The 13,411-nt window shown below is 74.5% G+C and carries 10 protein-coding genes and 1 pseudogene; 8 read left to right on the top strand and 3 right to left on the bottom strand.

Annotated elements, in window-relative coordinates; translation table 11 throughout:
* The coding region (locus AR3_RS27260; protein ID WP_313819760.1) for an MFS transporter at nucleotides 1-1,373 on the top strand (1,373 nt) is incomplete at its 5' end.
* Nucleotides 1,374-1,432: 59 nt separating this feature from the next.
* On the opposite strand, the gene AR3_RS32720 is transcribed toward AR3_RS27260, so the two are convergent.
* Nucleotides 1,433-1,825: a cold-shock protein gene (locus AR3_RS32720; protein WP_067918247.1), complete on the bottom strand. Its 393-nt coding sequence runs from the start codon at nucleotides 1,823-1,825 to the stop codon at nucleotides 1,433-1,435.
* A gap of 189 nt (nucleotides 1,826-2,014) precedes the next feature.
* Nucleotides 2,015-2,710, bottom strand: a complete 696-nt coding sequence (locus AR3_RS27250; protein ID WP_227023340.1) for an HAD family hydrolase — start codon at nucleotides 2,708-2,710, stop codon at nucleotides 2,015-2,017.
* A 325-nt stretch (nucleotides 2,711-3,035) separates the two neighbouring features.
* On the opposite strand from AR3_RS27250, the gene AR3_RS27245 reads away from it, so the two are divergent.
* Nucleotides 3,036-3,500, top strand: coding sequence for a hypothetical protein (locus AR3_RS27245; protein WP_067918246.1), 465 nt, complete (start codon nucleotides 3,036-3,038; stop codon nucleotides 3,498-3,500).
* A gap of 45 nt (nucleotides 3,501-3,545) precedes the next feature.
* Here AR3_RS27245 and AR3_RS32465 read toward each other — a convergent pair whose 3' ends face one another.
* Nucleotides 3,546-4,247, bottom strand: coding sequence for a hypothetical protein (locus AR3_RS32465; RefSeq protein ID WP_106259145.1), 702 nt, complete (start codon nucleotides 4,245-4,247; stop codon nucleotides 3,546-3,548).
* A 157-nt stretch (nucleotides 4,248-4,404) separates the two neighbouring features.
* On the opposite strand from AR3_RS32465, the gene AR3_RS27235 reads away from it, so the two are divergent.
* The 6 genes and pseudogenes from AR3_RS27235 to AR3_RS33010 all read left to right on the top strand — a co-directional run.
* Entirely contained in the window at nucleotides 4,405-5,031 is a 627-nt protein-coding gene (locus tag AR3_RS27235) for a TetR/AcrR family transcriptional regulator (protein ID WP_227023339.1), read from the top strand.
* An 88-nt stretch (nucleotides 5,032-5,119) separates the two neighbouring features.
* Nucleotides 5,120-7,489, top strand: coding sequence for a helicase-associated domain-containing protein (locus tag AR3_RS27230; RefSeq protein WP_067918244.1), 2,370 nt, complete (start codon nucleotides 5,120-5,122; stop codon nucleotides 7,487-7,489).
* A 924-nt stretch (nucleotides 7,490-8,413) separates the two neighbouring features.
* Nucleotides 8,414-9,970: a TROVE domain-containing protein gene (locus AR3_RS27225; RefSeq protein WP_067918242.1), complete on the top strand. Its 1,557-nt coding sequence runs from the start codon at nucleotides 8,414-8,416 to the stop codon at nucleotides 9,968-9,970.
* 185 nt (nucleotides 9,971-10,155) lie between these two features.
* On the top strand, nucleotides 10,156-10,581 hold the full coding sequence (locus AR3_RS27220; protein ID WP_067918240.1) for a hypothetical protein: 426 nt from the start codon (nucleotides 10,156-10,158) through the stop codon (nucleotides 10,579-10,581).
* Nucleotides 10,582-10,755: 174 nt separating this feature from the next.
* Complete coding sequence (locus tag AR3_RS27215) at nucleotides 10,756-12,408, top strand: DNA repair helicase XPB (RefSeq protein ID WP_067918238.1); 1,653 nt, start codon at nucleotides 10,756-10,758, stop codon at nucleotides 12,406-12,408.
* A gap of 537 nt (nucleotides 12,409-12,945) precedes the next feature.
* Nucleotides 12,946-13,411: pseudogene (locus AR3_RS33010) on the top strand (IS481 family transposase); the annotation flags it as partial.

Genomic DNA, 13,411 nt, shown 5'->3' with positions numbered 1-13,411 from the left:
CCGTGCGGGGGGCGGGGCGCCTGGCGCGCCGCGCCGCGCACGCGCAGGGCGCCGGACGCAGCGGCCTCGGCGCCCTGACGGAGGCGGCCGCGGTGAACGCCGCCGGCGACGCCATGGTGGCGGTCGCGCTGGCCGGGACGGTGTTCTTCGGCCTGGACGTACACCAGGCGCGCGGCCAGGTGGCGCTGTACCTGCTGGTGACGATGGCGCCGTTCGCCCTGGTCGCGCCGCTGATCGGCCCGGCGCTGGACCGGATGCGGCACGCCCGCCGCTACGCCGTCGCGACCACGCTCGCCGCGCGCGGGCTGCTGTGCTGGGGCATGGCGGGGGCGGTCGCGCACGGCGACGAGCTGACGTACCTGCCCGCCGCGTTCGGGGTGCTGGTGCTGTCCAAGGCGTTCGGGGTGCTGCGGTCGGCCGCGACCCCGCTCGTGCTGCCCGAGCGGATCTCCCTGGTGACGGCGAACGCGCGGGTGTCGTTCGCCGGGCTGGTGGCCGCGTCGGCCGCCGCGCCGATCGCGGCGGGGCTGTCGATGCTGGTCGGCTCGGAGTGGCTGCTGCGCATCACGACCGTGGTCTTCCTGCTGGGCGCGGCGGTCACGGTCCGGTTGCCGCGCCACGTGGACGCGGCGCCCGCGGAAGCGGCGCCCCCGGACCTCACGGAGGCGACAGACCTCAAGGCGGCGACGGACCGGGCGGACGCCCCCGAACCGCCGCGGCGGCGCGGACGGCGGCGGACGCCGCCGCGCCTCGGCCCCGCCGTCGCCGAGGCCGTGGCGGCCAACGCCGCGCTGCGGGCGTTCTCCGGGTTCCTCATCCTGTACCTGGCGTTCCTGCTGCGGCAGGAGCGGTTCGAACCCGTGTCCGGCACCCTCGCCCTCGGCCTGCTCGCGGGCTGCGCGGGCGCCGGGGGCCTGGCCGGCACCGCCCTGGGCGCCTGGGCGAAGGCCCGCGCCCCGCGGCTGCTGGTGCTGAGCACGCTGGCGTTCGCCACGGCCGCCGCGGGGCTGTGCGCGGCGCTGTTCGGCCTGTGGGCGGCGCTGGCGGCGGCGTTCGCGGGCGCGCTCGGCCAGTCGCTGGGCAAGCTGTCGATGGACGCGGTGGTGCAGCGGGAGGTCGGCGAGGAGGTCCGCTCGTCCACGTTCGCGGTCACCGAGACCCTGCACCAGCTCGTCTGGGTGCTCGGCGGCCTGCTCGGCCTCGGCATGTCGATCGTCGCCGACGGCCGGGCGGCGCTGGCGGCCGTGGCGGCCGCCCTGGCCGCCACGCTGGCCGCGCTGCTGCTGCGCCGCCCGGACGGCCGCCGCACGGGCCCGCGCCGCCGCGCCCGCGGCGCCCGCCGCGTCCCGGACACTCACCCCGAGACGACATAGCGCCCCGCAGGCGGCGTCCGCGACGGGCGCCTCGCGACCGACGCCCGCGACGCGCCGCCTCAGGGCGCCAGATCGTCGGCGACGGCGCGCAGCACGGTCGCGATCTTCTTGGCCTCCGCGGGGGACGGATGCTTGCCGCGGCGGTAGGTGTTGGAGATTCCGTCGAGCAGCTTGATGAGGTCCTCGGTGATCACGACCATCTCGTCGGGCTTCTTGCGGCGCGCCTTGGCCAGCGCCTTCTCCACCGACGGCAGATTCTCCAGTGTGCGCACCGACAGCGCCTGCTGCCCCCGCCGCCCCTCGACCACGCCGAACTCGACGCGCTGGCCGGACTTCAGCGATGTGACGCCGTTGAGCGCGGAGGAATGCACGAAGACCTCACCGCCGTCGTCGCGGGTGAGGAAGCCGAATCCCTTGTCGGCGTCGTACCACTTGACCTTGCCAGTGGGCACGGGAGACCTCGTTCAACTCTCGTCTTGAATCAGCCTCAAGATTAGTGCCTCGCTCCGGGCCGGTGAACAGGTGTGCGACCGCCCGGAAACCTTACGAGGCCATGGTTTCGACGCTACCTGCGGCGGGCCCGCGCGGGCACCTCGATTTCGTCCGCGAAGCCGCCGCGCGGCAGCTGTAGGGGAAACGCTTCACCCGCCGGAACCGTTTCCCGAAACTCCGCCGGGCACCCCGGACGGGACGCCGCCGGGAACGCCGCCCGCCCCGTCGCCGAAACCGCGCAGCCAGTCGGGGAACGCCAGCAGGTCCGGCAGCACCACGTCGGCGCCGTACGCGGACAGGGCGTCGGCGTCGAACGCGCCCGTGGCCACGCCCACCGCCACCGCGGCGGCGGCGCGGGCGGCGTCCACGTCGCCGGTGTGGTCGCCGACGTAGGCGCACGCTCCGAACCTGCGCAGCGCCACGCCCTTGTCGGCGCCGAACAGCCCGCCGACGACCTCGTCCACCTCCAGCCCCAGGAACCGCACGGTCCGCTCGGTGTCGGCCTGGTTCTTGCCGGACACCACCAGGACGCGGCCGCCGCGCGCCCGCACCGCCTCGACCGCCTCGGCCGCGCCGGGCATGAGGGTGCTGACGGGCACCGCGACGTCGGGGTAGAGCGCCCGGTACCGGTCGGCCATGGCGGGCACCTCGGACGGCGGGAACCAGTGCGCCAGCTCGACCTCCAGCGGCGGCCCGAGCCGCGCGACGACCGCGTCGACGTCGATCGGCACGCCGGTCTCGGCGGCCAGGGCCGCGTAGACGGCGGCGATCCCGGCCCGGGTGTCGGCGAGGGTCAGGTCGAGGTCGAACCCTACGGCGAATCGCGGCGAAACTGGCTCCAGCACGCCCCACAGGGTAAAGGGATGGGTATGGGGACGATGCGACGGCCACCCGCCGGGACGCGGTTCCGGCGTGCCGGCGGGGCGCGTCCCGCACAGCCCCGCGCTCCCCTGGTAGTGGCGATGCGACGGGATCCGAGTAGGGGAGCGCGGGAGTCCTGTGTACGGCCGCCGCCCGGTCGCCCGATCCGGCGGCGTTGTGCGGCCGGTATACCCGACGACCTCGGCACGAACCCTTTCAGCAGCAAAAACGCGCGTCTCGATCGGACGCGCGCCCCCCAAACGATCCCCCTCGCACGGCAATCGGCCCCCTAGCGAGAAAGAGGGCGCCATGGCGGAGAACACCGAGAACGGCGGCGGCCGGTCCGCGACCGGCGCGCCCGATGCGGCGGTCGGGCACGGCGCCGCGCCGCGGGCCGCGACGACCGGCCAGGGTGAGGGCACCGACCGCGGCCCGGGCCGCTTCGCCGGGCTGCGCACGCGCATGTCGGGCGACGGCGTGCGGGCCGTCCGCAGGCGCGCCGCGTCCCTGCTCGCCGGGCTGGTCTCGCTCTTCACCACCGCGGCGGTGCTGGTGCTGGCCGTGCACATCGTGTTCGTGGCCTTCGAGGCCAACACCGGCAACGCGCTGGTCCGGCGCGTCGCCGGTTGGGCGCACGACCTGGCCTGGCAGTTCAAGGACGTCTTCCAGCCCGCCGATCCCAAGGTCGAGGTGGCGGTCAACTACGGCCTGGCGGCCCTGGCGTACCTGCTGGTCGGCCGGATCGCCGTCGGTCTGGTCCGGCGCCTCGGCTGACCCGGCGCGGCCCTTCGGACGGCGCCCCGCGGCGGCGCCGGGCGTTCAGCGGCGGGCGGCGCGCCGGACCACCGAGGGGTCGCGGCCGGGCAGGCGGACGGTGGAGAACGGCCACGTGGTGACGACCCATTCGCGGACGAAGTCCTCCAGCTCCCGCTCCAGGGACGGGTCGTCGTGGTCGTCGCGCACCCAGAACACCACGACGGCGTCGGCGTCGGGGGTGTCGGACGGCGCGATGTGGATGCGGCCCAGCTGGCTCTCCTCGTCCGGCGTGGTGACCGCATAGCTGAAGGAGCGCCGCAGCTGGCCCTCCTTCTGCAGCCAGGCGATGTCGATCAGCGCCTGGTCGAAGGTGAAGTCCTCGGCCGGCCAGCCCCAGTCCGGCCCGAACCGCTCGCGCAGCCGCTCCAGGCTCGGCCGCACCGCGGCGTAGTCCTTGACCACGTCGTGCACGGTGATCGGGCGGATCCTGAAGCGCGGCCCGGCCACCAGCGTGGGCACGACGAAGTCGTCGGGCAGGAAGGTCTTGCGCGCCGCCGTGCCCCCGACGCCCGCGCGGGGTCCCGCGCCGGGCTCAGGGGCGGGGCCGGGCGCGTACGGAGCCTCGACGGGCTCGCCGGGGCCGCCCGACGCGGCGCGGGCGGCCTTGTATCGCTGCGCGTGTCGGGTCCCGCGGTTGATACGCAGCGCTCCGCCGATCAGCGTGCGCGGTGATCCGCGGATCCTTCTCCGCGGCAGTACGGCCATTCGCTCGGTCCCTCCCGTACACCCCTTTCCGGATAAGGGGCGTAGCACGAACTCTAGCCGCCCGCGGCGGTGCGAGTCGCGTCACGATCCGGGTGTGCCGGGCTTCCGGCGGGGACGGCCGGCGCGGACATGCCGTACTGTTCTTGCGGAGGACCACGTGACCAAGCCGACTTCAACGCGCGAGCGTATCGTGGCCGAGTCGCTGCGGCTGTTCGCTGACCGCGGATACGCCGCCACCTCGGTCGCCGAGATCGAGGCCGCGGCCGGCCTGTCGCCGGGCGCCGGCGGGCTGTACCGGCACTTCCGCTCCAAGGAGGAGGTGCTGGCCTCCGCCATCCGCGAGCACATCGAGCGGACCCGCAAGCAGGTCGACGAGGTGCTGGAGCAGGCCAAGCGGTACGAGGACCGCCCGCTGGAGGTCCGGCTGCGGATGACCTGCCAGGCCGGGCTGGCCAAGATGCGCGAGGAGCAGGACCTCATCCGGGTGCTGTTCCGCGACCTGGACCAGTTCCCGCACCTGGTGGCGGAGATGCGGGAGGGCATCGTCAACCCGCTGTACGACGGCATCGCGCGGTGGCTGTCGGAGCAGCCCGAGCTCGCCGACGCCGACGAGGACTGGCCCGCGATCGCCGCGGTCCTGGGCGGCGCGGTCGTCAACTACTGGCTGGCCAACGAGTCGATGTACGAACCGCCGACGCGCATCGACGAGAAGCGCTTCGTGGAGAGCTGGGCCCGCCTGGGCATGGGCTTGGTGAAGCGGACCCCCGCCTCCTCCGCCTCCTGACCCCGGCCGCGTCCGCGGCGTCCCCCCGCCTCCGGCCGCACCCGCCGCCCCGGCGGGGGCGGCGAGCCCCGACTAGGTTGGAAGCGGGATGGAGACCTACGCCGACTGGCTGCGCGCCCGCGACGACGCCGACCTGCGCGCCCTGCTGTCCGCGCGCCCCGAGCTGATCACTCCCGTCCCGGCCGACCTGGGCGCCCTCGCGGCCCGCGCCGCCGCGCCCGCGGCGGTCTCCCGCGCGCTGGACCGGCTCGACCGCTTCACCCTGGCCGTGCTGGAGGCCGTGCTGGTGCTGCCCGACCCGGCCCCGGGGCCGGTCGCGGAGGCGCTCGGCGCCGCAGAGGCCGAGGCCCGCGCCGCCCTCGACCGGCTGCGCCGCCACGGCCTGGTGTGGGGCGAGGAGCGGACGGACGCCGCGCCGGGCGTCCGGCAGGCCCTGCCGCACCCCGCGGGCCTGGGCCCGCCGGCGCGGGAGGCGTTCGCGGCCTACCCCACCGAGCGGCTCGTCGCGCTCATCACCGATCTGGACGCCAAGCCGCGCGGATTCCCCGACGCCGACCGGCTGCTGCGCTGGCTGTCCGAGCTGCTCGCCGACCCGGAACCGCTGATCGCCGACGCGGGGGCGGACGCGCGCGCCGCCCTCGACCGGCTCGTCTGGGGGCCTCCGGTGGGCCGGGTCGCCGACGCCCGCCGCCCCGTCCGGACGGACACCGCCGCCACCCCGATCGAACGGCTGCTGGCGCGCGGCCTGCTCGCCGCCGAGGACGACCGCACCGTCGCGCTGCCCCGCGAAGTGGCCCTGTACTTGCGGGGCGGACGGTTGTTCCGTGACGTCACCGCCGAGCCGCCCCCGCTGACCGGCCGCACCGGCGACGTGCCCGTCCGTCCCGGCGAACGCGAGGAGGACGCGGTGGCGCGCGCCGCCGCCGGGGCCGCGCACGCCGCCGTCCGCATGGTGGAGGACCTGCTGGACCGCTGGGGCCTGGACCCGCCGTCCGTGCTGCGCAGCGGCGGCCTGGCGGTGCGCGACCTGCGGGCCGCCGCCGCGCTGCTGGACGTCGAGGAATGGCAGGCCGCGCTGCTCATCGAGACGGCGTACGCGGCGGGCCTGCTCACCGGCAGCGGCGAGGTGGACGGCGAGTGGCTGCCCACCCCCGCCTACGACGTGTGGCTGCTGAAGGACACCGCGGAGCGCTGGGCGGAGCTGGCGCACGGCTGGCTCGCGTCCGACCGCGTCGCCGGGCTCGTCGGCGAACGCGACGACCGCGACCGGCTGATCAACGCGTTGAGCGGCGCCGCCGTGCGCGGCTTCGCGCCCTCCGCGCGGCGCGCGGCGCTGGACGTGCTGGCCGAGGCCGACCCCGCGCTGGCCGTCGACGCCGACGCGGTGCGGGCCCGCCTGGCGTGGCGGCGGCCGCGCCGCACCGGGCCGCTGCACGACCGCATGGTCGACTGGACGCTGCGCGAGGCCGCCGCGCTCGGCCTGACCGGCTTCGGGCGGCTCGCCCCGCACGCCCGCGCCCTGCTCGACGGCGCCGACCCCGCCCCCGTCCTGGACGCGCACCTGCCGCGACCGGTCGAGGAGATCCTCATTCAGGGGGACCTCACGGCGGTCGCGCCGGGCCCCCTGGTCACCGAGCTGGCCCGGGAGCTGGCCCTCGCCGCCGACGTGGAGTCCACCGGGGGCGCCACCGTCTACCGCTTCACGCCCGACTCGATCCGCCGCGCCCTGGACGCCGGCCGCTCCGCCGACGAGCTGACCGCCCTGCTCGCCCGGCATTCGGCGACGCCGCTGCCGCAGCCGCTCACCTACCTGATCGAGGACACGGCCCGGCGGCACGGCGCGCTGCGCGTCGGCGCCATGGCCTCGTACGTGCGCACCGACTCGCCCGCCGCCCTCGACGAGATCCTGGCCGACCGGCGCGCCGCGCCGCTGCGGCTGCACCGCCTCGCGCCGACCGTGCTGGCGTCCGAGCTTTCGCGCGGCGAGCTGCTGGAGGGGCTGCGGTCGCTGGGGCTGGCGCCGGTCGCCGAGTCCCCCGAAGGCGGCGTGATCATCACCCGGCCCGACGCGCGCCGCGCGGAACCGCCGCCCACCGCGGAGATGGTGCGGCTGCGGCCCGAGGACACCGCCGACGACGCGGTGATCGCCGCCGCGGTGCGGGCGCTGCGGGCCGGCGACGAGGCCGCCCGGCTCGGCGCCGCGCACGCCGCGTCCGCCCCGTCCGGCGAACCGCCCCGCTCCCCCGCCGCCGCGACGATCGAGCTGCTGCGCGACGCCGTCGACCGCGGCGCCCGCGTGTGGATCGGCTACTTGGACCAGCAGGGCCGCTCGTCCAGCCGCATCGTCGAGCCGGTGCGGGTCGAGGGCGGCTACCTCACCGGCTACGACGCCACCCGCGCCGCCGTCCACCGCTTCGCCCTGCACCGCATCACCGGCGCCTCGGAAATCGACTCATAAGAACCCGGCGAAAATCATGTTGCACGCGCGCGGGCCTGTGCGGCACCTTTAGTGGTGTCACGGCGACGACGAAAGGAGGACACGGTGCGAGCCGCAGGACCACGAAAGCCACAGCGGCACGCGCACGCCGCGATCGTCCTCCCGACGGCGCCATATTCTGGGCGCTGACGGCGAAGAACGCGGGTCGGCGCCCCCGTGACGGCGAAGACGCGGCGCGCCCGGTGCGCAGGCAGCGGTTACTTCCATTTTCTGGTGGTGTCGCAGGTTCGACTCCTGCCCGCCCGCTATTCGGGCGGTAGCTCAGTTCGGCAGAGCACACTGACCGCAGCCGACCAGTTCTCGGGCGCGCCCCTCTTCACCCTCACCGGCACCTCGGAAATCGACCCGGGAACCCGGCGAAAATCCTGTTGCACGGGCACGGGCCCGTGCGGCACCTTAGGGGTGCCACGGCGACGACGAAAGGAGGACACGGTGCGAGCCGCCGAACGAAGATATGAACAGCGGCATGCGCACGGCGAAAACGTCCTCCCGAAGGCGTCGCGCCGGGCATATCCCCGGCGCTGACAGCGGAAAACGCAGCGCCCTCGTGGACGACGCAGACGTGCGCGCCCGGTGCGAAGGCAGCGGATACTTCCTGGTGTGTCGTAGGTTCGAATCCTGCACGTTCTATCGACTGGGCGTCAGCTCAATTCGGTAGAGCGCTGACAACCGCCGCCGACCGGTTCTCGGGCGCGCCCCTTTTTCCCTCGCCCCTCCCGGTGCGCAGGCCGGAGTTACTTCCTTGTTTCAGAGTTAACCCGCCTATGGGGTTAGCGGACTCCAGCCGATCTGTCCTCGGGAGGGGCCTCCGACCCCGCCGCCCGATGCGCCCCCGGCGCGCGCACGCGCCTGCTCTCGGGCGGCCGACAGGAGGCACGCACGACCATGGCGAAGTTCAACCGTTCCCGCGTGACCGGCGCGCTGAGCGCCGTGCGGTCCCGATCCACGCCGACCGGCAGCACCCACGAGGGCGCCCCCGGCTACGAGCGCGACGCCAAGAGCGAGCTCTTCCTGCTCGCGGTGTCGAACATGGTGGGCGAGCAGACCTTCTACGAGGGCGCCGACGAGCGCGACGACCGGTTCCGCACCCTGGTCGGCCGGGTCGCGCTCGACGACCCCGACTGGACGGCCCGCCTGATCGGCTGGCTGCGCGGGGAGGCCGGGATGCGGTCGGCGGCCGTGGTCGCGGCGGCCGAGGCCGTGCGGGCGCGACTGGTCGAGCGCCGCTCCGGCGGCAACCGCCGGATGATCGACGCCGCGCTGCAGCGCGCCGACGAGCCCGGCGAGCTGCTGGCGTACTGGCTCGGCCGGTACGGCCGGGCGCTGCCGCAGCCGGTCAAGCGCGGCGTCGCCGACGCGGCCCGCCGCCTCTACGGCGAACGCTCGCTGATCAAGCACGACACCGGGAACGTCCGGTTCGGCGACGTCATCGAGCTGACCCACCCGCGGCCGCGCACGCCGAAGCAGGGCGACCTGTTCCGCTTCGCGATCGACCGCCGTCACGGCCGCGACCGGGACATCCCCGCGTCGCTGTCGACGCTGCGCGCCCGCGCCGAGCTGGTGGCGCTGCCGGTGCGGGAGCGGCGCGCGCTGCTGGACCGCCCGGACGCCGAGCGGGTGCTCGCGGACGCCGGGATGACCTGGGAGTCGCTGGCGGGGTGGATCCAGGGCCCGCTGACGGCGGCGTTCTGGGAGCGGATCATCCCGTCGATGGGCTACTTCGCCCTCCTCCGCAACCTCCGCAACTTCGACAAGGCCGGCGTGTCGGACGAGGTCGCCGCACAGGTGGCCGAGCGGCTCGCCGACCCGGAGCAGGTAGTCCGGTCCAAGGTGCTGCCGATGCGGTTCCTCGCGGCCTACCGGGCGGCGGCGTCGCTGCGCTGGGCGTGGGCCCTGGAGCGGGCGCTGAACGCGTCGCTGGTGCACGTCCCGGCGCTGCCGGGCCGCACGCTGGTGCTGGTCGACCGGTCCGGGTCGATGTCCATGCGGCTGTCCGCCCGCTCCGAGCTGACGTCCGCGGACGCCGCGGCCGTGTTCGGCGCGGCGCTGGCGCAGCGCGCCGAGGACGCCGACCTGGTGCAGTTCGGCACCGACTACGCGAAGGTGCCGTTCCGCCGCCGCGAGTCGGTGCTGAAGGTGGTGGAGCGGTTCCGCGACATGGGCGGGACGAACACCGCGCGGGCGGTGCGCGCCAACTACCGCCGCCACGACCGCGTCGTGATCGTCACCGACGAGCAGGCGTGGTGGGGCCAGGACGGCGAGGAGCCCACGCGGCACGTGCCGCCGCACGTGCCGGTCTACACGTGGAACCTCGGCGGCTACCAGTACGGCCACGGCCCGTCCGGCACCGGCACCCGGCACGTCTTCGGGGGCCTGTCGGACGCGGCGTTCTCGATGATCCCGCTGATCGAGGCCGGCCGGAACGCCGACTGGCCGTTCTAGAACACCTGGGGGCGCACGGCCTTGCGGCCGTGCGCCCCCGATGTGCCGGCACCGATCTCCGCCACGACCGCGTCTCCGGACGAATCAACCGATAGCCTGCACAGTCCGAGCAACCGACAGACCGGACGGACGCCCGACTGGCCGGGGCGGACGGCCGGCCGAGCGCGACATGGAAGGGACTGCGTGTGAGCGGGATCGGTGGGCAACCGTCCGGTTGGAGCGACCCGTACGGTCGGCCGGGCACGCCCCCGGCGGGCTGGTCCGACCCGGCCGCGCCGTCCAGCTGGGACCCGTACGGCCAGTACACGGCCCCGCAGCAGTACGGGCTGCCCGGCGTGCCCGGCGCCCAGCGCGGCAACGGCCTGGCGATCGCCGCGCTGATCTGCAACGTCCTGCTCGTCACCACCTGCTGCAACGTGCTGGCCATCCCCGGGATCATCACGTCCTCGCTGGCCATCAGCCGCGGCAACAGCGACCCCGAGTCGGCCCGCACGCTCACCGTGTGGAGCTGGGTGCTGTGCGTCCTGGCGCTGGTCATCGCCATCGCGGTGATCATCATCGCCCTCGTCGTGGACGCGAGCTCCTCCTCGTCGAGCGGCCCCGAGGTCTGACGGCGAACCGTCCGGGAAGACACCGGCGGGCCCGGACGTTGCAGAAATGGTCGTCCGGCCGCGCGGAGACCCCGCCCGGCCCCCCGACCTGGAGTAGCGTGCTGCTCCGGTCGACGGCGCCGAACGCCGTGGACGCGCCCGCCCATATCCGACGCCTGACGGGGGCTGCCTGCTGTGTCCGACGGTCCGCTCATCGTGCAGTCCGACAAGACCCTCCTGCTGGAGGTCGACCACGACCTCGCCGACGCCTGCCGCACCGACATCGCCCCGTTCGCCGAGCTCGAACGGGCGCCCGAGCACATCCACACCTACCGGGTGACGCCGCTGGCGCTGTGGAACGCCCGCGCCGCCGGCCACGACGCCGAGCAGGTCGTCGACACGCTGCTGCGCTACTCCCGCTACCCGGTGCCGCACGCGCTGCTGGTGGACGTCGCCGACACGATGGCCCGGTACGGGCGGCTGCGCCTGGAGAAGCACCCGACCTACGGCCTGGTGCTGGTCTCCTCGGACCGCGCGGTGCTGGAGGAGGTGCTGCGCTCCAAGAAGGTCCGCGGCATGCTCGGCGAACGCGCCGGCGACGACACGGTGATCGTCCACCCGTCCGAGCGCGGCTCGCTGAAGCAGGCGCTGCTGAAGCTCGGCTGGCCCGCCGAGGACCTCGCCGGGTACGTCGACGGCGAGGCCCACCCCATCGACCTGGTGGAGGACGGCTGGACGCTGCGGTCCTACCAGCGCGACGCCGCGGACGCGTTCTGGCACGGCGGTTCGGGCGTGGTCGTGCTGCCGTGCGGCGCCGGAAAGACCCTGGTCGGCGCCGCCGCCATGGCCCGGGCCCGGGCGACCACCCTGATCCTCGTCACCAACACCGTGTCGGCGCACCAGTGGAAGCAGGAGCTGCTGCGCCGCACCTCCCTGACCGCCGACGAGATCGGCGAGTACACCGGCGCGAAGAAGGAGATCCGCCCGGTCACCATCGCCACGTACCAGATCATGACGACCCGCCGGAAGGGCGCCTACACGCACCTGGAGCTCTTCGACGCCCGCGACTGGGGCCTGATCATCTACGACGAGGTGCACCTGCTGCCCGCGCCGATCTTCCGGAGGACCGCCGACCTGCAGGCGCGGCGGCGCCTCGGCCTGACCGCGACGCTGGTCCGTGAGGACGGCCGGGAGGGCGACGTGTTCTCCCTGATCGGCCCCAAGCGGTACGACGCGCCGTGGAAGGAGATGGAGAGCCAGGGGTGGATCGCCCCCGCCGACTGCGTCGAGGTGCGGGTGACGCTCACCGACTCCGAACGCCTCGCCTACGCCACCGCCGACCCGGACGAGCGGTACCGGTTCTGCGCCACCACCGACACCAAGACCAAGGTCGTCCGGGCGCTGGTGGAACGGCACCGCGGCCAGCAGACCCTCGTCATCGGCCAGTACATCGACCAGCTCGACGAGCTCGGCGAGCTCCTGGACGCCCCCGTCATCAAGGGCGACACCCGGGTGCGGGAACGCGAACGCCTCTTCGACGCGTTCCGCTCCGGCGAGATCGGCGTCCTGGTGGTGTCCAAGGTCGCCAACTTCTCCGTCGACCTCCCCGAAGCCGCCGTCGCCGTGCAGGTGTCGGGCGCTTTCGGCTCCCGCCAGGAGGAGGCGCAGCGGCTCGGCCGTCTCCTGCGCCCCAAGGCCGACGGCGGGACGGCGCGCTTCTACGCGGTCGTCGCCCGCGACACTTTGGATCAGGAGTATGCGGCGCACCGGCAGCGCTTCCTGGCCGAGCAGGGCTACGCGTACCGCATCGTCGACGCCGACGCCGTCCTGGCAGGCGAAGAGATCTGACCCGGGAAGGTCTGCTCGCCCCTGCAAGCAAGCCTGCGCTCACTCGCCGTACGGAAGCCGCAAAGCGTTCCGGACAAGGCTTTACCCCGCCAGACCACCCGCGTGACCCCACCACGCTGCGACCGCCGAGTACGGCGACCGGAACCTGTACCCCAATGACGCGGCGCACCGGCGGCGCGTCGAGCCCCCTTCGCCGGGCCCCAGTCCTTTGAGGGCCTGTCCAGCCGATCTCGGTGTTCGGCTGAGGACGATCTCGCATCGCCAAGGCCGTCAGCGCGGGCTCCACGACCGTGCGCGCGCACCAGCACACCGCCGGTGCCCGGCGGCATGGTCGCCGAGCCGGCCGATCACGCGCTGGGCCGCTTCCGCGGCGGGTTGTCGTCCAAGGGGCATTTGGCCTGTGAGCAGGGGCAGCTGCCGTTGTCGCTGGTGGTGACCGCCGGGCAACGCGGGGACGCCCCGCAATTCGAGGCCGTGATGGCCGGCATCAGGGTCGCCCACCTAGGACAAGGGCGTCCCCGGACCCCGCTCCAGCCGCCCGATCACAGCCCCCACCGGACGCCACCGCACATCGAGGCGCAGGTGCTCGCCCCTGCGCCGGGCGCACCGCATCGCCCGGTCCGCCTGGCCGCCCGCACCGGGTCGCACCGTCCACCGTGCACCGCATCCTGGTGCGGCACGGCGTGGCGCATGCGACCGCGCCACCGGCGAACCCATCCGCCGCTACGAGCACCAACGCCCCGGCGACCTGGTCCACGTCGACGTCAAGAAACTCGGCCGCATTCCCCGACGGTGGCGGGCACAGGGTTCTCGGGCGTGCCGCGGGCCGCGCCAACCGGCACCGCGACAGCGGCGGCTACCTCTACCTGCATACTGCGCTGGACGACCACTCCGGCCTGGCCTACACCGAGATCCTGAGCGATGAGACCGCGGCCACCTGCGTCGCGTTCCTGGTCCGCCACGGAGTGGTTCGCCGCCCGCGGCATCGCCATCCGGCACCACG

The organism is Actinomadura rubrobrunea NBRC 15275 (genome assembly GCF_001552235.1).
In the GTDB taxonomy this organism is placed as follows: Bacteria; Actinomycetota; Actinomycetes; order Streptosporangiales; family Streptosporangiaceae; genus Spirillospora; species Spirillospora viridilutea.
Note: the sequence above shows the minus strand (reverse complement) of the source record. Positions and strands in the feature narration are given on the sequence as shown.

Coding starts and splice junctions, on each gene's coding strand:
- AR3_RS27245 (WP_067918246.1), top strand. CDS start 3,036: ATGGCGGAGAACACCGAGAACGGCGGCGGCCGGTCCGCGACCGGCGCG.
- AR3_RS32465 (WP_106259145.1), bottom strand. CDS start 4,247: ATGGCCGTACTGCCGCGGAGAAGGATCCGCGGATCACCGCGCACGCTG.
- AR3_RS27230 (WP_067918244.1), top strand. CDS start 5,120: ATGGAGACCTACGCCGACTGGCTGCGCGCCCGCGACGACGCCGACCTG.
- AR3_RS27225 (WP_067918242.1), top strand. CDS start 8,414: ATGGCGAAGTTCAACCGTTCCCGCGTGACCGGCGCGCTGAGCGCCGTG.